Here is a 25698-nt window from a genome sequence, read left to right as displayed (position 1 = left end):
GTATTATATGGAACATAATCTACAGTTTTTGAACCGGGAAACAGCAGACCAATATCAGGAAATGATGGATCATAACTTCATGTGGCCAGGCTGGGAGCCCTCTGTTGAAATGATCGACGATGGTATAATCGTTCCGGCGGAAGCTTTTTATGATGAGGTTGGCAATTATAGATATCGTGGTGGCGTGTTGGACGCTGAGGGAAGATTCGTGGAATCTTCCGGGTTGTATAAAGGGCTGGATTATGGAAATGAACTCCTTTCGATGGCGGAATGTCCTGATGTGAACCTGGATAATTGCGTGTATATAGACGAGGAAGTCGTCTACTACGGTTTTTTTATTTATCATTGGGGTCATTTCTTGTTTGAGTCGACAAATAGGCTGTGGTATTACTTGCGGGAAAATTGCAAAGCCAGTGGGATCCGACTTGCTGGCATCTATCTCAATAAAAAGCCGGATGGTAATTTTCAGCTTTTTCATGATTTACTTGGAATAGAACAAGATGATCTGGTCTTTTTGGATCGTCCAACCAGGTTTAAACGTATAATTGTACCTAAAGCTTCCTGCATATTGGGGAGCACTGTGAATTTTTACTATTCTAAAGAGTTTCTTATCCCATTTGATAAAATTTTAGATTCAGTTCCAGCGAACCCAAGCAGAAAGGTGTATCTGACTCGTACTAACCTGCAAGCGAGTAATACCATCGGTGAGGAAAAAATAGAGGATAATTTCCGTAGAAATGGATTTGACATTGTTGCCCCAGAAAATGAGTCGCTATTAACGATGGTTTCTTTACTGAAGGAAGCCGAAGTCGTTGCTGGACTGAGTGGCTCTAATACCCATAACCTGCTGTTTTCTGGCTCTAGATGCAAGGCCATCATCCTCAACCGAATGCAGGATACAAACTATCCTCAGGAAATGGTGCATCAATCTAGAAATATTCAGGCAGTTTATATTGATGTTTATTCGACTTTTATGCCGGTTACTCATGGTAATGGGCCATTTTTAGTATCTGTCAATGACCACCTATTCAACTACCAAGTTAATGCAGAGATGCTTTCCTACCACTATTCGGCGTATCTTTCATATGAAAGTATTATCAAATTTCTACACAAATGGAGCGCGGTCTATCACAAAAATCCATCCGCCGCCAATATATTGAATTTGTACTTTAATAATATAAAGGACATAATCGAGAAAACTTATTCGTTTTTTTTAAAGAATGAGCAGGGTATCAAACAAAAAAAATGGAGTAAAAAAATCCGTCTTTTGCTGTGGATTCATAGGCATGGACTGAAAAAAATATATGAAATGGTTAACACGGACAAAAGCAGACTGTCCGATTTGAATGTTATTAGGTATTCCTATTATTTCAATGAGCGTTGGTATCGGAAAAAATATATGACCCGTGTAAACGATATCGAACCTGCTGCGCACTATTTGCATATCGGCTTTAGGGATGGCAACGATCCGTCTTCTAGGTTTTCTACACGCGGCTATTTTCGCTTGTATCCAGATATTAAAGAAGGAGGAATTAACCCTCTGTGGCATTACGAAAAGCATGGGAAGTTTGAGGGACGGCAGGTTGTTCAAAATTCAAACAAGAAACTTAAAAAGGGATGGATAAAGTGGCAACGTTGAACTTAGATTATTCAACTGGAAAAGACCAGTATGTTGACAAGGAGGAAGATCTACTTTTAGCTCATTACCGCGGGGAGACGCCTATTGAACACCCGCGAGACAGTCTATTTTATTTAACGACAAAAGAGCGAGAAAACATATTAGCTTGGTATTCATTTCAGAACAAAGAAGTCCTTGAAATTGGTTCTGGATGTGGATGCATTACGGGTACGCTGTGTGATTCTAGTAAAAGAGTCGTTTCTGTTGATCAGTCACAAAAGCGTGCACGAATTACATTTGAAAGACACAAAGAAAGGGAGAATTTGGAGGTATACGCTGGAAATATTGCAGACATTCCATTTGAGCAAAAATTTGATTATGTTGTCTTGATCGGCGTTTTGGAATATGCAAGGCGTTTTTTTTCGGAATACCCAGAAGATTTCTTTTTCTTGAAAACGATCCGGAATTTGCTAAAGCCTGAGGGCGTATTGCTTGTTGCAATTGAGAACCGTTACGGAATAAAGTACTTTGCAGGAGCAAACGAAGATCATTTGGGGGAGCCATACGTATCTCTGGGCGGATATTCAAATAGAGATGTCAGAACATATGGCAAGCAGGAACTGGAGGAACTGTTGGTAAATTGTGGGTTTCCCAAGACGAAGTTTTATTATCCTTTTCCGGACTATAAATTGCCATCCGTGATCTATTCGGACGAACAGCCACCCTCCTACGCCGAAGCTGCGATGTTGCCTATTTATACTTATGGGAATGCTGTCAACTTTTCTATTCAGGAAACAATGGCTGGAATTGTGAAAAACGGCCAATTTGGATTCTTTTCAAACAGCTTTTTGGTAGAGGCCGGAACGGATTTAAGTCAGTTTTCTGATATTACATTTGCTAAATTCCAGCCAAAGAGAACTGAAGACTATCAAATCATATCGGTTAAAAAGAAGGACAAGAATTTTGTTAAGAGTCCGAGGGGTTCAAGAGCGAAAGCGCATTTAAATAGTTATCAAAAAATTCACGAGAAGTTAGAAAAGTCCGGAATTAAAATATGCAAAGTTCAAAAGTCTCCGTCAGAAAACGAATGGCGAGCTGAATATATTGAAGGAAAGTCAATCTCCGAATTAGTCGACCTGGCGGGAGAGAAAAATGGAAAAGCGGGGATCAGACTTGAAATCCAGAATCTTTTAGACTTTTTTTACAGCATCAGTGATTCTGTGATGTTAGATCATCCAGTCCTTGATGAACTAAAGGAGCTGTATGTAGAACCTACCTATGTTTTGAGATATGGCCTAATGGATCTTAATGCAAGTAACATTCTTTATCAGAGCGATATTGGATATACGCTCATTGATCAAGAATGGGAAGAATCCAGACAAATCCCCACAGATTATGCTGTATTGAACTCTTTAGGATATTTATACACAACCTGTTCCACTGTGAAAAACTATTACTCATTGATGAGTCTTTTGGAAGACTTCGGGTTGTCACGTGAAAAAGTATCTGTATTGGAGAAAATCCCAGATATCTTTTTTAAAGGGCCACATTCAGTATTGGACGAGGAAAAATGTTTGGTGTTTGAACAACTCAGCCAATATGAAATTATTCAAAATTCGGGAATTGATTTGGAGGTGAAATATGCTGCTCTTTCCTCACATACAAAACTAGTGGAAGACGAATTGTATCATCAAAACGAGCAAGTTGGATTCTTAAGTGAGCATTATAATCGGGTTGTAGCGCAAATCAAACAACTGGAAGACCAGCTTGAAGAACGAAATCAACAAGTGACAGATTTAAGTACAAACTACAACCGGGTTGTTAAGTTAGTACATGATTTAGAAAAGCACAAGGATTAAGAGGATTGTCTGATATTAATGGAGGAAATGTATGTTTAAAAGATTGAAGGAGATTAATCAATATAGAGGGACCATCAACGGCCTTGTCAAAAGAGATTTAAGAGGACGATATAAGGGGTCTGTTCTAGGTTTTTTTTGGAATTTAGTTGTTCCGTTGTGTCAGATATTGGTTTACATTTTGGTGTTTTCCCAGGTTATTCGGTATGATGTGCCAAATTACTATTTATTCTTGGTTGTGGCAATGATGCCTTGGCTTACTTTCACAGAATGTTTGCAACAGGGGACGGGCAGTATCGTTGGACAGTCGAGTCTAGTTAGTAAAATCTATTTTCCCAATGAGATTCTTCCTATTTCAACAGTAATAGCACGGTTTATTAATCTATTGTTAACATTTTTCATTGTTTTTGCATTATTATTTATTGGTGGATTAGGAGTCAATCCGGAGGCATTGCTGTATCTCCCTCTAGTCATTTTGATTGAATTTATAATGGCATTGGGAATAACAATTATTTTGTCGGCGATTACAGTTTATTTTCGTGATGTGCAGTTTATTGTTCAGATGTTACTAATGGCAGGGGTATGGGTAACGCCGGTTTTGTTTGAGCCGAGTATGGTAAAAGGTTTCTTGGCCACTATTATGGATTTAAATCCTCTCACCCCTGTTATTACGGCGTTCCGTGATATTCTCTACTATAAGGAGATCCCAGATATGCCAAGTTTGTGGATGACGGCTGGTTTTGCGGTAGTCCAATTGATTATAGCTTTGTTTGTTTTCTGGAAGCTTGAGTCTGGTTTTGCGGAAGAGATATAATTCAGGAGGCTAACGATGTCTGAAGATGTAGTAATTGAGGTTATAAATGTGAAAAAATCCTTTAAGATATTTGCAGATAAGAGCCAAACGCTGAAAGGGCTCCTTTCCAATATTAAGCGGGCCAAATATGAGAGAAGAGAGGTTATTAAAGGTATCAGCTTTCAAGTAAGAAAGGGTGAAATTATTGGGCTTATCGGAAAGAACGGTTGTGGTAAAAGTACAACATTAAAAATGCTCTCCAAGCTCCTGAAGCCTAGTGAAGGGGAAATAACGATAAATGGGAGAGTTTCCAGCCTAATCGAACTAGGTGCAGGCTTTCACCCGGATATGACTGGTCGGGAAAATATATATATTAATGCTTCAATTTTTGGCTTCTCAAAAAAAGAAATTGACGCCAAATTAGATGAAATTATAACTTTTTCCGAGTTAGAGAATTATATTGATGCACCTGTAAGAACGTATTCTTCAGGCATGTATATGCGTCTTGCTTTTTCCGTTGCCACAAATATTGATCCGGAAATTCTCCTAATAGACGAAATCTTAGGCGTGGGCGACGCTTCATTTCAAACTAAGTGCTTTAACCGGATCAAGGCCATGAAGGAAGCTGGGGTTACGATTGTGATCGTGTCCCATACCACTAGCCAAATAGAAATTTTGTGCAATCGGGCGATCTGGATTGATAGCGGGCTCATTAAGGAAGATGGTCCGCCACGCATTGTTTGCCCTCGCTATTTAGAGGATATGGAGAATGCAAGGATGCTACGAGCTGAAATGGAATATCGAATGCTTATCGACAACAGCCTTGATATTGAGCTAGCGAAGAAAGAAAATCGAAATCTAACCTGTCGTGATATTGCCTCACAGTACGATCCTGATGCTCGAAGAAGCGGGAACGGTGAAGTGGAAATTTCTTTTGTTGAGGTAGTTGATATTCGGGGAGAAGCCAAGCAGGTGTTCGATAAGGGCGAGCCGTTTACTGTCAATATGTCATACCGAAGTGTTAACAGCGGTACGCCGATTAGTGTCACTGTTGGTTTGGTCAGAGATGATGGAGTTCCATGCTACGAGGTCTCCACAGAAAGTGACTCAAAGATGAAGTTTCAAGCCAGAAAAGAAGGACAGATTCAGTTTCGTTTCTTGAATAACAACTTGGTCAATGGAAAATATTTTCTAAATATTTATATCTACGGGAACAATGAGGTAGAGTATGACATTATTAGAAGAATCATTGCTATATCTGTAAAGGGAAAAGAGATGAATGAATCAGGTGTTGTTAGTATGCGCCACGCTTGGGATGTCGACGGAATGATCATAGAGAAGTAATAGGGAGAGCTATGGGAAAATATGTTGATTTGTATGTATCTAAGGAACACTTGCAAGCTTACAGGGCAAATGAGGCCCGAGACTACTTGAGAAAGACACCTCTAACTGTTAAAGAGGTGAAGGGCGGTATTATTTTACCGGCCAAGGGAGATTCATCAACTGCTTGGGGACTTGGAGGAGTGCTTGAAGAAAACGGTCAGTTCGTAAAAGAATCACAAACCAGGGATGGACATCTCTATGGCGGTTTTTACGAGTATGAAAAGCAATCTGTGCAACAATGCGATGAGACGGTTGTGTTTATGGGACCATTTGTAAGCCATTGGGGGCACTTTATATGCGACCAGATTTCAAGGTTATGGTATATTCTACCAGATATAAAAAAGTATCGAATTGCGTATTGCGGTTGGAACTGGGGGAATGAGCAGACTAGTCTACACGGTAATTTTCTGGAATTTATGCATTTGCTTGGTCTTAGTGACGAGCAGTTGATTGATGTAAAGACACCGATGCAGTTCCGCTCAGTTATCATCCCTGAATTTTCGTATATTGAAAGGAATTACTACACGGAAGAATTCAAAAATATCTATCGTACTGTTGTCTCGAATATCAACGTGTCAGGCATGGAGTCATATTCACATATTTACTTTACTAGGGGGAAATTCCCCGATGCGTTAAACAAAGAACGTGGGGAAGAAGACATTCAAGCTTTGTTTGCTGCGAATGGATACAAAGTTATTTCTCCTGAGAAACTGACACTAAGTGAACAGATTTATTATATGAGAAATTGTGACTGTATGGCGGCTGTATCAGGTAGTATTACACATAATCTGTTGTTTGCCAAAGAAGGACAGAAGGTGATCATGCTTAATAAAATGGAGGTGATGAATGGCTACCAGATGGTGATTGATAACATTATGGATGTCAATATTTCATGTGTTGATGTTTACGTAAAGATATTCCCTGTCTGTTTTGGCCTTGGGCCATTCTTGATAGGTATTAGCCATAATCTGAAGAAGTTTGCAAAGGACAAAGGCATGAGGGTTCCCCCGAATTTGTTATTTAATTTTATATCAGTGATCAAAAGATATATCTGGTATTTCGCAAAATTCACTCGGATATATGCTAATAAGCATAACAGAAGTATGTTACTTTCTCAGCAGAGATCGGTTAGGGAACTAAAAAAACAATTTAAATAGAGTGGAGTGTACGGTTGTCCAAAATTATTTTAAATATAGTATACCAATTTACGAATCTATTGAGGGCATTTAAAGATTAAGCACATTGATTGAACCGTGGTTTAGTCAAGATATTCTTATATACTATCTAATGTTCTTCTTTATTAATAATTCGAAATCTCCAGTGTTATTGAAATGCAAAAATTGAAAAGGAGGAATTACTTAAATGAAAGGTATCATTCTAGCGGGAGGCACGGGCTCCCGTCTTTATCCGCTCACGAAAGTTACGAATAAGCACTTACTGCCGGTTGGCAAGTACCCGATGATTTTTCACTCGGTGGCAAAGCTAAAAGAATCGGATATCACCGATATCTTGATCGTCACCGGTAAGGACCACATGGGCGATGTAGTTAATCTTCTTGGAAGCGGGCGAGAAATGGGAGTTTCATTCACCTATAAAGTTCAAGATGAAGCTGGAGGGATCGCTCAAGCTCTCGGTCTTGCCGAACACTTTGTTGGTGAAGATCAAATGGTTGTAATTTTGGGTGATAACGTATTCGCTGATGATATTTCTCCTTACGTTGCGAACTTTAAAGGCCAACGGATTGGCGCGAAAATACTTATTCAAGAAGTAAGTGATCCTAACAGGTTCGGTGTACCAGAAATCGAAGGTGAACGGATTGTATCAATTGAGGAAAAGCCTCAAAATCCAAAGTCTAATTATGCTGTAACCGGAATATATATGTTCGATCACAAGGTGTTTGAAATTGTTAAAACATTAAAACCATCAGCTCGGGGTGAATTGGAAATCACAGACGTTAATAATGCATATATTGATAGAGGGGAGCTTACCTTTGATGTACTAGAGGATTGGTGGACGGACGCTGGTACGCATGCTTCGCTGGCCCGGGCAAATGAATTGGCTCAGGAAATCATTTTTGGTGAAGAATTCGGAAAGCTCAAGTTATAAGGGAGGTTTCGGAATTATGAAATTAACTCCTTTAAAAGTAGAAGGGGCCTTATTACTAGAACCTGTGGTACACGGGGATCACCGGGGTTTTTTTATGGAAAGTTACAATGAGAACCTTATGCAGCAAATAGGGGCAAACTACGTTTATGTACAGGATAATCACTCCCTATCCGCTGAGCCTGGCATTTTAAGAGGGTTGCATTATCAATTAGCCCCCAAAGCTCAGACCAAACTGGTTAGAGTCTTAACTGGAGCGATTTACGATGTTATTTTGGATATTCGAAAAGGCTCACCTACTTTTGGTCAATGGGTTGGAGTCATCCTTAGTGAATACAACAAACGTCAGTTATTGGTCCCCAAGGGTTTTGCTCATGGTTTTTGCACACTCGTGCCGAACACCCAAGTTTTCTATAAAGTGGATGAATATTATTCCCCCGAACATGACCGCGGCATATTATGGAATGATCCGGAATTAGGCATTGACTGGCCGGTGAGCGAACCGCAGTTGTCGGACAAGGATCGTCAGCATCCGTTATTCGCGGATGCGGAATTGAATTTTGACTAGGAGGCCGCTTTTTACATGAAACTTCTCGTTACCGGCGGAGCCGGATTTATTGGTAGCAACTTTGTGATATACATGCTGCAGCAACATCCTAACTATCAGATCATCAATATCGATGCTCTTACATATGCAGGGAATTTAGAGAATTTAAAATCAATCGAACATAATCCTAATTATGAGTTCGTTCATGCGGATATTACTGATAAAGAAGCTGTGGATCGGATCTTCCAGCAAGGAATCGATGTCGTTGTCAATTTTGCTGCGGAGTCACATGTTGACCGGAGTATTCTGGAGCCTGAAGTGTTTGTAAATACTAACGTGCTGGGTACCCAGGTTCTTTTGGATGCCGCTAAAAAGTACAGAGTGACCAAGTTTGTACAAGTTTCAACGGATGAGGTGTACGGTTCACTTGGTGAAACGGGACTATTCATGGAGACAACACCACTTGAGCCCAATAGCCCTTATTCGGCTAGTAAATCCGGAGGCGATCTTCTCGTTAGGGCATATCACGAGACCTTTGGTCTTCCTGTGAATATTACTCGCTGTTCTAACAACTATGGACCATATCAGTTTCCTGAGAAGCTTATTCCGTTGATCGTTTCCCGTGCGTTAAACCATGAGGCTTTGCCGATTTACGGTGATGGGTTGAATATTAGAGATTGGTTGTATGTAGAGGATCATTGTAGTGCTATTGATCTGGTCATACATCATGGTAGAAACGGTGAAGTATACAATATTGGCGGTAACAATGAACGGACCAACCTGCATATTGTCAAAACTATTCTTCAGGAGCTTGGTAAACCGGAGTCATTGATTACTTTTGTAGAAGATCGTCTGGGTCATGATCGTAGATACGGCATTGATCCTACTAAAATTACGGAAGAGCTTGGATGGAAGCCGAAGCATAACTTTGAGACGGGCATCAAAGAAACGATACAGTGGTATTTAAACAACAAAGATTGGTGGACCCGTATTCAATCCGGTGCTTATCGTGACTATGTATCCAAGCAATATGGCAGCCGTTTAGGTGAGAAGCAATGAGGGTGCTCGTCACTGGTGCCGGGGGACAGCTTGGACAAGATGTAGTCCTACAATTCCGGCAAGCTGGTCATGAGGTTATTGCTTGCGACCGGAACGAACTGAATATTACTGACTTGGAGCAGTGTAGAAAAGTTATATCTGCTAATCGTCCGGAGGTTATTATTCATTGCGCTGCCTATACAGCTGTTGACGCAGCGGAGTCCGACGTGGATGGTGCATATGTAGTAAATGCCGTGGGTACTCGAAACGTTGCGCTTGCAGCTGAAGCTGTTGGGGCAAAGCTCATATATATTAGTACGGATTATGTTTTTAATGGTCAAGGTGAACAGCCTTATCATGAGTATGATAATACCGACCCGCAAGGTATTTACGGGAAATCTAAGCGAGCTGGAGAGGTACTAGTTCAAAGCCTATGTTCTAAGTGGTTTATTGTGAGAACTTCTTGGGTGTTTGGCCTTTACGGTAATAACTTCGTCAAAACGATGCTCCGTCTAGGTAGAGAGAAACCGATGCTTAAAGTAGTTCACGATCAGAAGGGTTCACCTACCTACACAGCAGATATTGCTCATTTTTTGATAGCCTTAGTAGCTACTGAGAAATACGGCATATACCATGCATCCAATTGTGGAACCTGCACCTGGTATGAATTTACCGAGGCTATTATGGAAGAAGCACAACAAATACTAGGTTGGCCTGTTCAAGCGAAGCTTGAGCCTTGTACGACAGTAGAATTCCCAAGACCGGCTCCGCGTCCAGCAAATTCGGTGTTGGAGCATCTGTCCATCCGCACGAATGGATTTGAGGATTTGCCACACTGGCGTAAAGGATTAAGGCAGTTTTTACTGGATATGAAACATAAGCCTGAACTATACTTGAAGTAAATACAGCTTTGAAGGAGCCTGATCTGTATGATCGGGCTTTTTTATTATGAATGTCTCGCTACGGGGAGGTTTCGGGGGCGTGAAGAGAGTTCAAGTATTGTTATCTACCTATAACGGTGAACGTTATATTGCAGAACAGATTGAGAGTATTATGAAGCAGAGTTACCCTAATGTAACTGTGCTTATTAGAGATGATGGATCCTCAGATGGAACCCTTGAAAAGATTCAGCAGATGAAACAAGTATATTCTGGCCGAATCCAGCTAATTGAAGGAACTAATTCAGGTGTAGTGGGAAGCTTTTTCGAATTATTGAATAGATCAGACCCTTATGCTGATTATTATTGTTTCTGTGATCAGGATGATGTGTGGCTTGCTCATAAAGTGAAGTCGGCATTATCCAAACTAGACACCGCTGTGCAAAATCATGAACCGGCAATGGCATTCACTTCTACTGAACTTACAGATGGTGAATTAAATCCTAAAGGAATCTGGCCGATGCCTCCGCTAAGAAAACCTTCTTTCTACAATGCACTATACGAAAATGTGGCTGTTGGAGCAACAATCACAATTAACAAGTTAGCGAGAGACCTTTTTATATATGGAAAATCAGTCGATAGCAAAAAAATACTAATGCACGACTGGTGGTTCTATTTGCTGGTTTCAGCTTTCGGCAAGGTTATCTATGATCATCAACCGTCTATGATGTACCGTCAGCACGAAAATAATGTGGTTGGCGGCAGCAATTCACTAGTCGGGAAACTGAAAAATAAACTTAATAGTTTTAGGAGGCATTACGGTAAAGAGTTTCTTTATACTCAAGCGTTGGAGTTCAGAAGAATCTATGGTGAACAATTAAAGCATGAGAAGAGAGAGCAGTTGGATCTTTTTCTAACTCCCCGTCCTCGGGTGATTGATCGGCTTAAGTATATGAGTAGAAGTAAATTACATAGACAATCACGGTGGGAGAATCTGCTGTTTAAATTTTTGATTTTAATAGGTTTTATCTAGAGGCGCGGGGGAAATTCTCGTCTTTTATTTTACCAATCCACACCCGTATTACCAAACATCACCGTTTTATTTGCCTAAATATGCTATAATGTCGATAGATTAGTTATTTTGTCAGGAGACATTTATGCAATGGATTTAAGTATATTGATTGTGAACTACAACACCTGTCAGCTGACAGTGGATTGTCTGTACTCGGTGATGGCATCGAAGACAGAGTATGACTATGAAGTTATTGTCATCGACAATAATTCAAAAGATGAATCAGTGGAAACAATACGTTCATTATTCCCGCAGGTAACACTGATCACAAGTTCGGACAATGTCGGATTTGCTAAAGCCAACAACCAGGGGATGAATATCGCCCAGGGGCGTTATATATTGCTGCTCAATTCCGATACGATAGTGCTGGAAGATACGCTGCAGATGATGCTTGACTTTATGGACCTTAATCCAATGACAGGAGCTTCAGGCTGTAAAGTCATCCTCCCGGACGGCTCGCTGGATAAAGCCTGCAAACGAGGCTTCCCTACACCGTCAGCTTCGTTCTATTATGCATTTGGCCTAAGTAAGTTGTTCCCGAATAAACCAAAGTTCAACCAATACCAACTAGGCTATCTCGATCCGGATCAGGAGTATCCTGTGGACTGCCTCGTAGGTGCCTTTATGATGGTGCGCAGAGAAACCATCGAGCAAGTGGGTGGTCTAGACGAGGAGTTCTTTATGTATGGGGAAGACATCGATTGGTGTTACCGGATCAAGGAAGCAGGGTGGGGTATCCACTATTATCCGCTGACCCATATCATACATTTTAAAGGCGGTAGTGCTCGCCGTCGGCCGATAAAGATTATTTACGAATTTCACCGTGCAATGATTTTATTCCACCGTAAGCATTATCGCGATCGATATAACATATTTGTAAACAGTGCAGTATACGCTGGAGTTGGACTCAAAATGATACTTGCCTTATTGTTTAATCGGTTAAAGCCCATTCGATCAGCAGAGTCTTTAACTTCTGAGCGCCAGGTTGAGGTGAAATTATGATCCGCAAAAATCAAGGTTTTCTCACTAAACTATACATGTTGACCGACTTCATATTTGTACAGATATCTTTTCTTATGGCATGGTGGGTTAAGTTCGAAAGTGGTTGGTTTCCATATGAGAAGCCATTGCCTATTGAATCCTATGCGATGTGGAGTCTCATTTACGGAGGAGTAGCTATCATTGTAGGGATTATGTTAACCCTCTATTCTCCCAAACGGAAGAAACGTTTTGCTGATGAATTTCTAAAGATATTCCAGACCCATTTCATTGGTATGTTCATATTACTCAGTTTGATGTTCTTCGTGAAAGAAGTAAATATATCCCGTGCGTATCTGGCGATTTATATGGTGTTAAACGTTGTGAGCATCATTCTATACCGCTACTTTCTGAAGAAGACACTTAAGCATTTTCGTGAAAAAGGGTTTAATCGGCAGTTTATTCTAATCGTTGGTGCTGGTACATTAGGCAAAACTTTTTACAATAACCTGAAACAGTACCCTGAACTCGGTTATGAGGTCATTGGCTTTCTCGACGATTACCAGCAGTGGGAAGATGATGACACTAAACGCTATAAACCAATTGTCGGCACGGTGGATGATTTGGATGTAGTGCTGAATCGATTGATGATTGATGAGGTTGTCCTGGCATTACCGCTTAACGCCCACGACAAATACCCTGAAATTATTGCAACCTGTGAAAAAGCAGGTGTCCGGACGCTCATCATTCCAGATTTCTTCGACTTTTTGCCGGCCCGGCCGATGTTTGATAACTTCGCAGGTATGCCGATGATTAACGTACGCGATATTCCGCTGGATCTCGTGGGTAACCGCCTGTTTAAACGAATGTTCGATATTGTTTTTTCGCTAGTAGCAATCATAATTACTTTGCCAGTGATGGTGTGTATCTATCTTGGGGTGAAGTTTACGTCCCCGGGACCGGTAATATTTAAGCAGGAGAGAGTTGGACTGAACCGCCGTAATTTCTACATGTTTAAATTTCGCTCCATGAAGCTGTTACCTGAGGGGGTGGAAGATACAGGCTGGACGGTCGCCAATGACCCTCGCCGGACCAAATTTGGCTCCTTCTTACGAAAAACCAGTCTCGACGAACTGCCACAGTTTTTCAACGTGCTTTTTGGTCATATGAGCGTGGTGGGTCCTCGACCGGAGCGCCCATTTTACGTAGAACAGTTCCGTGAAGAGATTCCAAAGTATATGGTCAAGCACCATGTTCGTCCTGGCATAACGGGCTGGGCGCAGAGTAACGGCCTTAGGGGAGATACTTCCATAGAAGAGCGAATCAAGTATGATATCTTTTACATAGAGAATTGGTCGATCCTATTTGATATTAAAATCATTTTTCGTACCATTCGTAATGGCTTTAAAAATGCTTACTGAACTGGATTTTAACTAAGCTTATATTTTTATAAGTATAAATAAGTAGTTATGAAAAGATCAGCCAGAGTTTCTGGCTGATCTTTTTTATTAGTCGAACATTGTGTTGATACAACACTTGTTATACATACTAAAGCAACAAATCACAGGAAACGATGAGAAAAGAAACTATAAAAGGGCAATGTTTTCGTTTCTATTTAAAAATAGGACTTGTGTTATTTACTGGAAACGGTAGTATTAGATCTTGTAGACTATGATTCGTGAGTATATATAGTCTTATAGTCTCACAATCTCGTAGTCTCAAATACATCGAAACTCACATAATAAAGGAGAGAAGAACTGTTGGGTAAAGGAACAAGATTCTACAAACAGGTAATTAGTACCGCATTGGGACTGTCCCTTATGCTGTCACCACTCGGAGGTATATACGCCTCAGAAGTTAAGGGAGAAATAAAGAAGAGCCATTCCTCGAATGTCATCGCTAGCCACTGGGCGGGGGAAACGCTTCAGAAATGGAAGGAACAAGGCTTTATTACAGGGGATTCATTAGGAAATATCAATCCGGATGCTCTTATTACAAGAGCTGAGTTGGCGGCACTTATTAATCGCTCCTTCCAGTTTGAAAACAAAGTATCGATTTCTTACAGTGATGTTAAGAAGTCGGCATGGTATTACGATGATTTGTCTATAGCAGCATCTCAGGGGTATATGAAGGGATATAGTAACAAAACGTTTAAACCGGACGGGAATGTAACACGTCAGGAACTTGCGGTAATACTGAGCTCACTAATGGAGCTTAAGCCAAGAGACCCTGCTTCTGACTTTTTAGATACGGTTAACAGTCCAACATGGAGCAAGGGGGCGATTGGTGCTGTTTCATCGAGCGGTCTCATGAAGGGTAGTAAGGGTAAGTTTAGACCTTCAGCAGGTGCTTCACGGGCGGAAGCGGTCACTGTGTTGGATCGGGCAATTGATCAGCTTAAATCCAAGGAAGTTACTAACTATGATAAGGCAGGTACATATGGTTCATCCTCAGGAACAGAAAAGGTTTCTGGCTCAGTATATATAAACGCTCCGGACATCACTTTGAAGAACATGATCATCGAAGGTGATCTTATTATTGGAGAAGGTGTCGGTGAAGGTGACGTTACACTGAATGGAGTGACGGTTAAAGGCCGCACGACGGTTAAAGGCGGAGGCAAGAACAGTATTCATGTTGTTGACTCTGTATTAATAACAGTCATTGTGAACAAAAAAGACGGAAGTGTCCGAATCGTCACGGAAGGTAGCAGTTCCGTGTCGCAGATTACACTACAATCGGGTGCTATTCTGGAGGAAACAGGTTTAACAGGTGAAGGTTTTAAAGATCTTTTACTGTCAGAACTTATTCCAGCGGGTTCCAATGTATCTCTGGCCGGTAAGTTTGAAACTGTCGATGTGACAGCAGCTTCTTTAAATGTGAAACTGGCATCGGGTTCTGTAGGGCAATTGAATGTGGGAAGTAATGCTTCAGGTACGAACCTAAATGTCGGGGCTGCGGCGTCCATCCTTTCACTTATTCTCAATGCATCTGCGAATGTTAGTGGACAAGGAAGCATTGGTAGCGCGCAGGTCAACGCCACGGGGGTTTCTTTCTCACAGCGCCCAGGTAATCTTGTTCTTGGTGATAATATTACTGTAAACATGGGTGGAGGCACGTCTTCCGGTTCTTCTTCTGGATCAAATAACAATGGAGGCTCAGACATAAATCCACCTCAACCTGTGATAGATCGGATTCAATTGACTAACGGACAAGCTATACTCCAATTCGCAAATGCTGTTCCAGCTTTGGAGTTGAGTGACCTGAATGTATCTGCGACGGTTGGAGATGCGGTTTACACTCTTGAAGGAATTTCTTTTAACAACTCACTTAAGTCACTAACATTTAATGAGATTCCACTGAAAGAGCATTATGGGAAGAACTTTGTGCTTAAAGTAGCTCCTGCACCTGGCACAACCAAATTTACAACTGCATTAACCGGAAATGTTAAGCTTGAAGGTTTTGAAGGTACGATTACGGATGTAGATGATCTCCCAGTTGAAGGGATGAAGATTGAGTTCCGCAGAGGGTTAGGTAATACGACAGGAAGTATCGTAGCTACAGTATTAACCAATAGGGATGGACGATATAATGTAAATCTCCCTGCTGGAATTTACACAGGACAACTAACCAAAACAGGATTTATCACGACCTATGTAGTAGGTGTTTCTTTAAGTGATAGCTTTAATCAGGCGGAAGATGCAACTGCAATCAAAATACCTGCTAGCGACGAGATACGTATCGTTCTAACATGGGGAGAACATCCTCGTGATGAGGATTCTCACTTGCTCGGACCGACAGTTGATGGACGTTCATTCCATACTTATTTTGGTGATCGTCAACATTACTACCGAGGCGAACTCTACGCTGATCTGGATCATGATGATGTAGATTCCTACGGACCAGAAACTACAACCATTCGTAAAAGGGTTGATGGTAAGTACCAGTTCTATATCCATAACTATTCTAGGAACGGTTATGACGGAACAGAGACCCTGCGCAATTCATCAGCAAAAGTTGAGATCTATAACGGTAGCAACGCTTCTCCAGTGAAAACTTATCATATTCCTACAGGTAGCGGCAATGAACTCTACTGGTATGTGTTTGATATGGAAGTTGACGGTGCAGAGCTTAACTTTACAGATCATAACCAATTAGTGGAGGATGAGCCGCAGTCAAATTTACCTCCTTCGATAGAGTATGATTTCTCGTCATATATAGAGGGGAATTATCTGGTAGATCAATCTCAACAACTTCGAGTTCAATCTGGCTATTACAATACCGAAGATCAAGTATATCTCCGCTTTAGCTTAGATGGACTTGAAAATTCAGATCTCATTGAGATGAAAACATCCGAAGGGGTGCGGATCCCATTCACTACCAAAGCAAACGCGATTGAAGCTGTTTACGGTTCAGTAGATAACGGATTTAATGTGTCAGACCTTGATCTACAATTTGATTTGAAGTTCAAACAAGCGGGGCTCTATACATTGAAGACCGAAATCATCGATGTGTACAGTGATGAGGTAATAGAAACGTTATATGATAATGTGGACATTAAGCAGGATCTTGAGGCTGCCTTGCTTTCAGAAGAAGAGGGTAAGCTGTTATCAAGTTCAACTGTTTCCTACATTACAACCGTTGGAGATGCCGTGTACTTAACTGATCGCGACAACACCTTACTGAACGATACAAACGTTATTATCGAGAGTTTGGAACTCAATACTCCAACAAATGTGACAGACAGTGTATATTTAGCTACAGATAACAATTCTATTAAACTTGTAAAATATAATGACGGTGATGTTGCTCTGAGTTATACGGCAACAGTGAAACTGGAACGTGGATCACTTTCTTCTGTGTCGCACACCATTACAATCATTGTTCCGACTCTTGCTCAACTATTGGATGAGGCTATAGCGTTTGCGGATGAAGTAATTAAAGACGCTAGGCCGGAAAACCTTATCATTGCGCGTGCAGCTGCAGATCAAGCGAAAACCGGCAGCAAAGAAGAACAGATATTAGCCTTGAATCAATTGGCTGCATTGTTAATCGAATATATATAACACATTAAGACACTACTTTTTAACGAGGCCCCGTACTTTCATTCGATGAAAGCATGGGGTTCTTTTTATTCCAACCGCGTTATACCAATCGCAAACAGTCCCCCTTATATGCACCTATTTGATTCACACATCTATCACAGACTTAATTAGTATTAAAAAGGTGTAACCCAGAACTTCAATAGTGTAAGACATCTAAGACTGGAAGGTGAGGACATCATGAAAAGAATTGCCGCAGCACTTATGTTATTCACCACGATTGTTGTAATTCTTTATACACAGTACGAGGAAGAACCCGAGCGCAAGGGCTTTACAGCTTATCGCCTGATTGCGCATGCGACAGGAAGTATCGAAGATCAGTACTATACCAATACATATGACGCCATGGTTGAGAACTACAAGAAGGGTTCACGTGTTTTCGAGATTGATTTTATGCTCAGTGCTGACAGGAAGGTAGTCGCCCGCCACGAGTGGACCAAGAGCATGACAGAACAGCTTGGTCAGAATGCTAAGTTGCCTGAGGATAAACAAGCTGCACGGCTCACTCGTGACGAATTCATTAATACACCCATTCAGGATAAGTATCAGCCGATGGATGTCGACAAGGTTCTGGATCTGATGGAGAGATATCCGGATATATACATTGTGACCGACACGAAGGAGCAGAAGGATGAGGATATTCGGCATCTGTTTACTGAACTAGTCGCTGCTGCGAAACAACGTGATTTGAGTCTGTTGGATCGGGTAGTCGTCCAGATTTACAATGAACCGATGCTTGCTATGGTGAAGAATGTGTATCCATTTGAATCGATTATCTATACGATATATGCAACTCAAGATTCAACTAATCATATCGCCCAATTTGTAAAAGAGAATAATATCGATGCCGTTACCATGCCCGAATATCGTGTGAATCCTAATTTTATAGCGAAGTTAAATCGAATGGATGTCGCCACTTATGTACATACGATTAATGACATGTCCACCGTTAACAATTATGAAAAATGGGGCGTGTATGGTGTTTATTCAGATGATATAACGCAGCCGGAACTAGAAGCTAATAGCTTGCGCTATACCTTGAAACGGTAAGGAAACTCAATTTTAAATGTCCGCTCTACTTTCATTTAGCAGAAAAGTAGGGCGGACATTTCTAATTCAATGAGAATGATAGGTAGATGCTCATATCCTCAGGAAGTATGATTTGGATTTTACTCCATTACCAATAAAAATGTTCGTATTTTATGCGAACACAAATTGACTTGCTACCGCGGCTATCATAGACTTAATTTAGTAGTAGACCGTTAACGTGGAGGAATGACGTTGAAAGACATGATAAAGCCCTGGAGGCATGTGTTTAAGCTCGATCCCGAGAAAGATATCAGTGACGATGCACTGGATAAGTTATGTATGTCGGGAACAGATGCGATTATGATTGGTGGCTCCACAGGAGTAACTTACGAGAATACAGTTGACCTTCTCTCGCGAGTACGTCGTTATGAATTGCCTTGTGTGCAGGAGATTTCTGATCTTGAGGCAGTTGTCCCTGGTTTTGATCTCTATATGATTCCTATGGTGCTCAACACACCGGATCCGACATGGATTCTTGAACGTCACCATCAAGGAATTGAGCGCTATGGATATATGATCCCTTGGGATCTTGTAGTGGCAGAAGGTTACATTGTCTTGAACCCCGATGCCACAGTTGCGAAGCTAACCCGAGCTGAGGCACAGATCAGTGAAGCGTCAGCAGTGGCCTACGCACAGATTGCGGACAAGCTGATGAATTTACCGGTTGTTTACTTGGAATACAGCGGTACATTTGGTGATATGGGAACGACTCGTGCAGTTCGTAGATCATTAGATCAATCCCAACTCTTTTATGGTGGTGGAATTACGACGGTTGAACAAGCAGCAGAAGCAGCTTCTGTTTCGGACACCATTGTCGTAGGCAATATCATTTATGATGATTTGTCTCAAGCCCTCGAGACCGTTAAGGCTGTGAAAGGTTAACCATATTAAAGAGTAGCTGAGGCACAATTACCTGAGCCGTTTAAGTTGTTTTCAGTCCTTTTTCTACTATAGAAGTAGAATTCAATTCATGACTTAGTTGAAGCTACTAAAGTTCTTATCGTTTGTAATTATTTAAAAGTAATACCACTCTACACAAAATAGGAGGCAACTGAACCTATGCAGCCCATTAATATACACGAGGCCGTCCAGCGCCTCAACCCTGAGCAGCGGAAGGCGGTCGAGGCGACTGACGGACCGCTGCTCATTATGGCCGGAGCAGGATCCGGTAAGACGCGCGTGCTCACACACCGTATCGCCTATTTAATCGCCACACGTAAAGCTCCGCCATGGGGGATTCTAGCGATCACATTTACGAACAAAGCAGCCCGTGAAATGCAGGAGCGGGTATCGAAGCTTGTTGGACCTGAAGGGAGAGACATATGGGTTTCCACCTTCCACTCGATGTGCGTTCGAATCCTTCGTAAAGACATTGACCGGATTGGCTTTACTTCTAATTTTAGTATTTTGGATTCAACCGATCAGCTTTCTGTTATTCGTAATGTTATGAAGCATCTGAACATCGATACCAAGAAATTTGAGCCAAAAGCCATTCAAGCAACGATGAGTGCAGCTAAGAACGAACTGGTCTCTCCACAGCAGTATGAACAGAAGGCGGGAGATTATTTTGAGACTCTTGTGGCCCAAGTGTACAAGGAGTACCAGAAACGTCTAAAGAGTAATAACTCGCTTGATTTTGATGACTTGATCATGACAACGATCCAATTGTTTAAGGAAGTACCGGAAGTGCTTGATTTCTACCAGCGTAAATTCCAGTACATTCATGTTGATGAGTATCAAGATACGAACCGTGCCCAATACATGCTCTGCCGTATGCTGGCAGATAGCCATCATCGCATTTGCGTAGTAGGTGACAGTGATCAGTCTATCTATCGCTGGCGTGGTGCGGATATCAGTAACATTTTGAACTTTGAGGAAGACTATCCAGAAGCACGGACAATTTTGCTTGAGCAGAATTACCGTTCTACTTCGAATATATTGAATGCCGCGAACAAGGTTATTGCCCTAAATACAGGCCGTAAGCCCAAGAATTTGTGGACCGAACAAGGCGAAGGGGAGAAGATCAAGGTATTCCGCGGAGATTCCGAGCATGATGAAGGATATTTTGTTACCTCTGAAATTTCCAAAAGCGTAAAGACAGGCAAGTCCTATCAAGACCACGCGATTTTGTATCGTACCAATGCGCAGTCTCGTGTTATAGAGGAAATCTTGATTAAATCGGATATCCCCTATCAGATTGTTGGCGGGATTAAGTTCTATGATCGTAAAGAGATTAAAGATATTCTTGCCTATCTGCGGCTCATCTCGAACCCGGATGATGATATTAGTCTGACTCGGATTATTAATGTACCGAAGCGGAGTATCGGGGATACAACGGTTGGTAAGCTTGCAGCGGCAGCTGCTGAAAAAGGAACATCTATTTTCGGCGTGCTCCGGTTTGTCGATGACCTCGGATTTGCAGGTCGTACACGTAATGCTTTAGTCGAGTTCTACGATATGATCGCTGCCCTGAGCAAGATGGTTGAATTCCTATCTGTAACCGAACTGACGGAGAAAGTACTTGAAATGTCGCAGTATCGAACAGAGCTGCAGACCGAGAATACGCTTGAATCAAGATCCCGTCTAGAGAACATCGAAGAATTCTTGTCCGTTACGATGGAATTTGAGAAAAATAACGACGACAAATCACTCGTTTCGTTCCTTACGGATCTAGCGCTCATAGCCGACATCGATTCGATGAACGATGATGAAGAGGATCGCAGTGATGCAGTCGTGCTGATGACGATGCACAGCGCCAAAGGTCTGGAATTTCCAGTTGTATTTATCATCGGTATGGAGGAAGGCGTATTCCCGCATAGCCGTGCTTTCTCGGATAACGAAGAATTGGAAGAGGAGCGCCGTTTGGCCTATGTAGGGATTACACGTGCGGAGAAACAGTTGTATCTCTCCTGTGCCCGAATGCGGACTCTATTCGGTCGGACGACGGCTAATCAACCTTCACGTTTCTTAGAAGAAATACCGGACGAGCTGAAAGAAGATACCCAAATGGCTCAAGATCGTTATCGCCGTGGAGGTAATGTAGGCGGCTCTTATGCTGGACGTGGCTTTGGTGGAGGCGGAAGTAACTTCGGGGGTGGACGAGCTAAAGATCTATCCCTTGGGGGTTCCACTGCTTCTGCTGCTACTTCACAGAAGAGTCGTGTAACGGTGTCAACAGGAACGCCATCCCGTCAGGGTACATCTGCAGGAAGTACAGATGGATTTAGTGCAGGGGATAAGGTTGCTCACGGGAAGTGGGGAACCGGAACGATTGTTTCTGTAAAAGGAACGGGCAACGATATGGAACTACAGATCGCGTTCCCAGCTCCGGTAGGTATTAAACGTTTGTTAGCTGGTTTTGCTCCCATTACAAAGGTGGAATAGTTACGGCCTATTTGATTAAAGGAGGATTGTCCCTGCATGGATTTTAAGGAAACAATGGAGAAGCTCATTGCGGAGCTGAACAATTATAACTACCACTACTACACGCTCGATCAGCCGCTTGTGAGCGACAAAGAATACGATGCTCTTTATGATCAGTTAGTAGCGCTGGAGAAGGAGACTGGATTCGCACTTCCGGACTCTCCTACACAGCGGGTAGGAGGAGATATTTTGAAGGGCTTTACGCCACACCGCCATTTGGCTCCGCTCTGGAGTCTCGACAAAGCTCAGAACATCGAGCAGCTTCGAACATGGCATGATCGTGTGGTCAGACTAGTTAACGACTACAATACAAAAAATCCAGGCAATCCCCTGCCGGTACCTTGTTATGCACTTGAACTCAAGTTTGATGGATTGACTCTGAATCTGACTTACCGAGATGGTAAGCTGATTCAAGCATCAACCCGGGGCAACGGTGCAGTTGGAGAAGGCATACTGGCCCAAGTGAAGACAATTAAATCCGTGCCTTTGACGATTCCTTACTCAGAAGGAACGATAGAAGTGCAGGGTGAAGGCATTATGAACCTGTCCGTATTGGAGAACTACAATAAGACAGCTGTCGAGCCACTCAAGAATGCCCGTAATGCTGCGGCGGGAGCGCTCCGTAACTTGAATCCGAAGGTGACGGCAGAGCGGAAGCTGAATGCGTATTTTTATAATGTTGGATATTCTGATGACATCACATTTGATAATCACAAGGAAATGATGGACTTTTTACGTGACAATCGGTTCAAAGTAAATCCTTATATTTTCTATTTCGAGAAATTTGATGATGTAATGGAGCAACTGGCTGATATAGAAGCACGTCGTTCGGAGCTCGATTACTTGATTGATGGAGCAGTCCTGAAGGTGACGGATATGAGGATACGTGAGGCGCTGGGCTATACCGATAAATTCCCTCGCTGGGCGGTGGCTTATAAATTCGAGGCCGAGGAGACAACAACGATCCTTGAATCTGTAACTTGGAATGTGGGACGAACCGGCAAAATTACACCTTTGGCTAGAGTAGAAGCGGTTGAACTGGCCGGGGTAACGGTACAGAACTGTACGCTGAACAATATCGGTGACATTGAACGCAAAAATCTTAAGTTCGCACTAGGCACACGCGTGTTCATACGTCGCTCGAACGATGTAATCCCTGAGATTCTCGGTAAGGTAACGGAAGAGAATGATGGTGAGGAAATTGTATATCCAGAGCAGTGTCCTTCCTGTGGTTTTCCGCTGGAACAACGTGGTGCACATTTATTCTGCAACAACAAGACAGGTTGTAAGCCGCAGATCATTGCACGGATTACGCATTTTGCGTCCCGTGATGCGATGGACATCGAGACCTTCAGCGACAAGACAGCGAACCAACTGTATGAGGAACTGAATGTGCGTGAACCGGCAGATCTATATACCTTGTCGTTTGATAGTTTGGTGAAGCTGGAACGCTTTGGTGAAAAAAAAGCTCAGAATCTGCTGGATGCCATTGAGAAGAGTAAGGAGCGGGATCTCGCATCATTCCTTTTCGCATTAGGTATACCGAACACCGGCAAATCTACGACCAAAATGCTGGCAGATCACTACCGCGATCTCCATCTTGTGATGGCAGCACCTGCTGAGGAATTGGTAGGTCTACCGGATGTCGGTGGGATTGTGGCGGAGAGTATTGCTGGATATTTTGCAGATCCATTCGCACAGGCGAGCATCGAAAGAATGCTATCGCTAGGTGTTCAGGCCAAAGCACCCGAAGCGCCGCGTCCTGTAAGTACAGATTCCTTTTTTAGCGGCAAAACAGTCGTCCTTACGGGCACACTTCACTTACTCACACGTGAGGAAGCAACAGAGCGTTTGGAGCTTCTCGGTGCTAAGGTAACAGGTAGTGTGTCGAAGAAAACAGATCTCGTCATTGCCGGAGAAAAAGCGGGCAGTAAGCTGGCCAAAGCACAGCAGCTCGGAATCCAGGTTATTGAGGATGAAGAAGAGTTTGTACGCTTGTTGAACGAGGAATAAACCGTCTTATATAGAAGTCGGCATGCAAAAGAGCTTGAATCATTTCGATTCAGGCTCTTTTTGATCAAGCTTTTGGTTACTATTCGCTAGACCATTTTTCAATCTGTGCATCACTCGGCAGAAGCAAAGCAAGAAGTCCGAGCAGTGGAAGGAAGCCTACGGCAATCATTACATTTTCAATACCCCAAGCATCGCCGAGACTGCCAAGCGCCAGTGAACCTATGCCTCCCATACCGAAAGCGAAGCCTGTAATCAGGCCGGACACGGTACCGATGTTACCTGGATACAGCATTTGAGCGTATACTACCGTAACGGAGAAGCTGGAGAGAAGAATGAATCCGCCCACCGCAAGTAGTACTCCAGCCCAAAAAGGAGAGGCGAAAGGAAGAACGATCGCAATCGGCGCTGTACCGATCATGGATAGCATAATCAGATTACGGCGTCCGAATCGGTCAGCTAGTGGACCGCCAAAGAAAGTTCCGAGAGCCCCTGCTGCCAAGAACAAAAAGATGTAGATCTGCGCGTTATCAATCGAGATTTGATAGGCATCCATTAAATAGAACGCATAATAGCTGCTGATGGCTGCGCCATACCATGATCGCACAAATACGATGGTAACCAGAATAAGTGTGGCGTTTCGAATGCTTTTGCGTTGAGCGGGATCCATCATCCGTGCTACGGCTCTCTTTTTGAACGTATACCCTGAATCCAGCATACTTTGATACCACCGGGCAACATATGTCTGCACGATAACGCCGGCTGCAGCTACAACAGTGAAGCTTAGTGCACCAATTTGGCCGTAAGGAACGAACACAAAGCGGGTCAGTAGAGGCGCAAGAGATTGGCCAGCGTTTCCTCCTACCTGAAAAATCGACTGAGATAACCCTTTTTTCATGCCTGCAGCCATATGAGCTACACGCATACCTTCAGGATGGAACGTCGCAGAACCAAGGCCAATCAATACAACTGAGAAGAGCACGAGGATATAGTTATCTGCGTAAGCAAGAATAAACACACCTGCAAAGGTAAAGCACATACCGATGGGGAGAAGTATTGGTGTTGGTCGTTTGTCTGCTGCGTATCCGATCACAGGCTGTATAATGGATGATGTAAAATTAATGGCGAATGATATCCAGCCAATCTGTGTAAAGGTGAGCAGAAGGTTATCTTTTAGGATAGGAAAAATAGCAGGTATTACAGATTGAATCGAATCATTGAATAGATGAACAAAGCTGATCGCCAGCAATATTCGGTACACTGTAGCTTGTTCCGTACCGCTGCCAGGTGAAGGCTTGGTGGATGAGACGGGCCTCCGAAGGCGTAGCGGTTTGTCCGACATTGTAGAATCCCCTCTCTATTTGTAACTATGTATTTATTGATGAATTTACATTAAAACCTTTTGGTTTGGAAATCAATTCATTTCAGCGGTGATTAGGAAAGTTATTATTAGAGTAATACTGTGAATGATAAGTGCTATAGGAAGTAACAATATGATGATATAAATTAATTTTCAAAAAAAGCTTGATAAGTAACTAGAAGCATGGTATATTATTTCTTGTCGCTTCGGACGCCAACTAAACAACTAAGTTTACAACGCGTCGAAAGTTGTCGAAAAAAAGTGTTGACAGCAAGTTAGACACTTGATATAATAAACACCTACGCTGCTGAGACGTTGAGAGGTTAACGACGAAGAGCGGACAAGTTCCTTGAAAACTGAACGAATGAAACACGTCAAATTAAGTAACGTTAGCTTCAACAATGAGCAAATCGCTCTTTTCATTAACTTTAATGGAGAGTTTGATCCTGGC

General features: G+C 42.3%; 18 protein-coding genes and 1 rRNA gene (1 of these 19 running past the window's edge). 18 read left to right on the top strand and 1 reads right to left on the bottom strand.

Annotated elements, in window-relative coordinates:
• Positions 1 to 7 precede the first annotated feature (7 nt).
• From ACK8P5_RS23040 to ligA, 17 genes are all read left to right on the top strand, one after another.
• Positions 8 to 1639, top strand: coding sequence for a glycosyltransferase 61 family protein (locus tag ACK8P5_RS23040; protein ID WP_422658510.1), 1632 nt, complete (start codon positions 8 to 10; stop codon positions 1637 to 1639).
• Complete coding sequence (locus ACK8P5_RS23035) at positions 1618 to 3477, top strand: class I SAM-dependent methyltransferase (RefSeq protein WP_422658509.1); 1860 nt, start codon at positions 1618 to 1620, stop codon at positions 3475 to 3477. The genes ACK8P5_RS23040 and ACK8P5_RS23035 overlap by 22 nt, the downstream gene beginning before the upstream one ends.
• Positions 3478 to 3508: 31 nt before the next feature.
• The gene (locus ACK8P5_RS23030) at positions 3509 to 4288 is read left to right on the top strand and encodes an ABC transporter permease (protein WP_422658508.1); all 780 of its coding nucleotides are present in this window, start codon (positions 3509 to 3511) and stop codon (positions 4286 to 4288) included.
• A gap of 15 nt (positions 4289 to 4303) precedes the next feature.
• Positions 4304 to 5611: an ABC transporter ATP-binding protein gene (locus ACK8P5_RS23025; protein WP_422658507.1), complete on the top strand. Its 1308-nt coding sequence runs from the start codon at positions 4304 to 4306 to the stop codon at positions 5609 to 5611.
• A gap of 11 nt (positions 5612 to 5622) precedes the next feature.
• The gene (locus tag ACK8P5_RS23020; RefSeq protein ID WP_422658506.1) at positions 5623 to 6807 is read left to right on the top strand and encodes a glycosyltransferase family 61 protein; all 1185 of its coding nucleotides are present in this window, start codon (positions 5623 to 5625) and stop codon (positions 6805 to 6807) included.
• Positions 6808 to 7012: 205 nt separating this feature from the next.
• Positions 7013 to 7756, top strand: coding sequence for a sugar phosphate nucleotidyltransferase (locus tag ACK8P5_RS23015; RefSeq protein WP_422658505.1), 744 nt, complete (start codon positions 7013 to 7015; stop codon positions 7754 to 7756).
• A gap of 16 nt (positions 7757 to 7772) precedes the next feature.
• Entirely contained in the window at positions 7773 to 8321 is a 549-nt protein-coding gene (gene rfbC / locus ACK8P5_RS23010; protein ID WP_422658504.1) for a dTDP-4-dehydrorhamnose 3,5-epimerase, read from the top strand.
• A gap of 15 nt (positions 8322 to 8336) precedes the next feature.
• Entirely contained in the window at positions 8337 to 9359 is a 1023-nt protein-coding gene (rfbB, locus tag ACK8P5_RS23005; RefSeq protein WP_422658503.1) for a dTDP-glucose 4,6-dehydratase, read from the top strand.
• A complete protein-coding gene (gene rfbD, locus ACK8P5_RS23000; RefSeq protein WP_422658502.1) occupies positions 9356 to 10240 on the top strand; it encodes a dTDP-4-dehydrorhamnose reductase in 885 nt (294 codons plus the stop codon). Before rfbB ends, rfbD begins: the two co-directional genes overlap by 4 nt.
• A gap of 79 nt (positions 10241 to 10319) precedes the next feature.
• Positions 10320 to 11249 (top strand): glycosyltransferase family 2 protein, encoded by a 930-nt coding sequence (locus ACK8P5_RS22995; RefSeq protein WP_422658501.1) that lies wholly within the window; start codon positions 10320 to 10322, stop codon positions 11247 to 11249.
• Positions 11250 to 11378: 129 nt separating this feature from the next.
• Positions 11379 to 12290 carry a glycosyltransferase family 2 protein gene (locus tag ACK8P5_RS22990; protein WP_422658500.1) on the top strand — a complete coding sequence of 304 codons (912 nt, stop codon included), beginning with the start codon at positions 11379 to 11381 and terminating at the stop codon, positions 12288 to 12290.
• A complete protein-coding gene (locus ACK8P5_RS22985; RefSeq protein ID WP_422658499.1) occupies positions 12287 to 13687 on the top strand; it encodes an undecaprenyl-phosphate glucose phosphotransferase in 1401 nt (466 codons plus the stop codon). Before ACK8P5_RS22990 ends, ACK8P5_RS22985 begins: the two co-directional genes overlap by 4 nt.
• Positions 13688 to 14026: 339 nt before the next feature.
• Positions 14027 to 17329: an S-layer homology domain-containing protein gene (locus ACK8P5_RS22980; RefSeq protein WP_422658498.1), complete on the top strand. Its 3303-nt coding sequence runs from the start codon at positions 14027 to 14029 to the stop codon at positions 17327 to 17329.
• A 216-nt stretch (positions 17330 to 17545) separates the two neighbouring features.
• On the top strand, positions 17546 to 18415 hold the full coding sequence (locus tag ACK8P5_RS22975) for a phosphatidylinositol-specific phospholipase C/glycerophosphodiester phosphodiesterase family protein (RefSeq protein ID WP_422658497.1): 870 nt from the start codon (positions 17546 to 17548) through the stop codon (positions 18413 to 18415).
• Between the two features lie 225 nt (positions 18416 to 18640).
• Complete coding sequence (locus tag ACK8P5_RS22970) at positions 18641 to 19336, top strand: heptaprenylglyceryl phosphate synthase (protein ID WP_422658496.1); 696 nt, start codon at positions 18641 to 18643, stop codon at positions 19334 to 19336.
• A 177-nt stretch (positions 19337 to 19513) separates the two neighbouring features.
• The gene (pcrA, locus tag ACK8P5_RS22965; RefSeq protein ID WP_422658495.1) at positions 19514 to 21838 is read left to right on the top strand and encodes a DNA helicase PcrA; all 2325 of its coding nucleotides are present in this window, start codon (positions 19514 to 19516) and stop codon (positions 21836 to 21838) included.
• A gap of 36 nt (positions 21839 to 21874) precedes the next feature.
• Complete coding sequence (gene ligA / locus ACK8P5_RS22960; protein WP_422658494.1) at positions 21875 to 23890, top strand: NAD-dependent DNA ligase LigA; 2016 nt, start codon at positions 21875 to 21877, stop codon at positions 23888 to 23890.
• A 79-nt stretch (positions 23891 to 23969) separates the two neighbouring features.
• Here the strand turns inward: ligA and ACK8P5_RS22955 are convergent, their stop codons facing one another.
• Complete coding sequence (locus ACK8P5_RS22955) at positions 23970 to 25229, bottom strand: MFS transporter (RefSeq protein ID WP_422658493.1); 1260 nt, start codon at positions 25227 to 25229, stop codon at positions 23970 to 23972.
• A 446-nt stretch (positions 25230 to 25675) separates the two neighbouring features.
• On the opposite strand from ACK8P5_RS22955, the gene ACK8P5_RS22950 reads away from it, so the two are divergent.
• Positions 25676 to 25698 (top strand): 16S ribosomal RNA (locus ACK8P5_RS22950); it runs 1531 nt beyond the window's last position.

It is taken from the genome of Paenibacillus sp. EC2-1 (assembly GCF_049311625.1).
In the GTDB taxonomy this organism is placed as follows: domain Bacteria; phylum Bacillota; class Bacilli; order Paenibacillales; family Paenibacillaceae; genus Paenibacillus_AQ.
The sequence above is the reverse complement of the archived record's forward strand: the minus strand, read 5'-3'. Positions and strand labels throughout refer to the sequence as shown.

Coding starts and splice junctions, on each gene's coding strand:
- ACK8P5_RS23040 (WP_422658510.1), top strand. CDS start 8: ATGGAACATAATCTACAGTTTTTGAACCGGGAAACAGCAGACCAATAT.
- ACK8P5_RS23035 (WP_422658509.1), top strand. CDS start 1,618: ATGGATAAAGTGGCAACGTTGAACTTAGATTATTCAACTGGAAAAGAC.
- ACK8P5_RS23030 (WP_422658508.1), top strand. CDS start 3,509: ATGTTTAAAAGATTGAAGGAGATTAATCAATATAGAGGGACCATCAAC.
- ACK8P5_RS23025 (WP_422658507.1), top strand. CDS start 4,304: ATGTCTGAAGATGTAGTAATTGAGGTTATAAATGTGAAAAAATCCTTT.
- ACK8P5_RS23020 (WP_422658506.1), top strand. CDS start 5,623: ATGGGAAAATATGTTGATTTGTATGTATCTAAGGAACACTTGCAAGCT.
- ACK8P5_RS23015 (WP_422658505.1), top strand. CDS start 7,013: ATGAAAGGTATCATTCTAGCGGGAGGCACGGGCTCCCGTCTTTATCCG.
- rfbC (WP_422658504.1), top strand. CDS start 7,773: ATGAAATTAACTCCTTTAAAAGTAGAAGGGGCCTTATTACTAGAACCT.
- rfbB (WP_422658503.1), top strand. CDS start 8,337: ATGAAACTTCTCGTTACCGGCGGAGCCGGATTTATTGGTAGCAACTTT.
- rfbD (WP_422658502.1), top strand. CDS start 9,356: ATGAGGGTGCTCGTCACTGGTGCCGGGGGACAGCTTGGACAAGATGTA.
- ACK8P5_RS22990 (WP_422658500.1), top strand. CDS start 11,379: ATGGATTTAAGTATATTGATTGTGAACTACAACACCTGTCAGCTGACA.
- ACK8P5_RS22985 (WP_422658499.1), top strand. CDS start 12,287: ATGATCCGCAAAAATCAAGGTTTTCTCACTAAACTATACATGTTGACC.
- ACK8P5_RS22975 (WP_422658497.1), top strand. CDS start 17,546: ATGAAAAGAATTGCCGCAGCACTTATGTTATTCACCACGATTGTTGTA.
- ACK8P5_RS22970 (WP_422658496.1), top strand. CDS start 18,641: ATGACGTTGAAAGACATGATAAAGCCCTGGAGGCATGTGTTTAAGCTC.
- pcrA (WP_422658495.1), top strand. CDS start 19,514: ATGCAGCCCATTAATATACACGAGGCCGTCCAGCGCCTCAACCCTGAG.
- ligA (WP_422658494.1), top strand. CDS start 21,875: ATGGATTTTAAGGAAACAATGGAGAAGCTCATTGCGGAGCTGAACAAT.
- ACK8P5_RS22955 (WP_422658493.1), bottom strand. CDS start 25,229: ATGTCGGACAAACCGCTACGCCTTCGGAGGCCCGTCTCATCCACCAAG.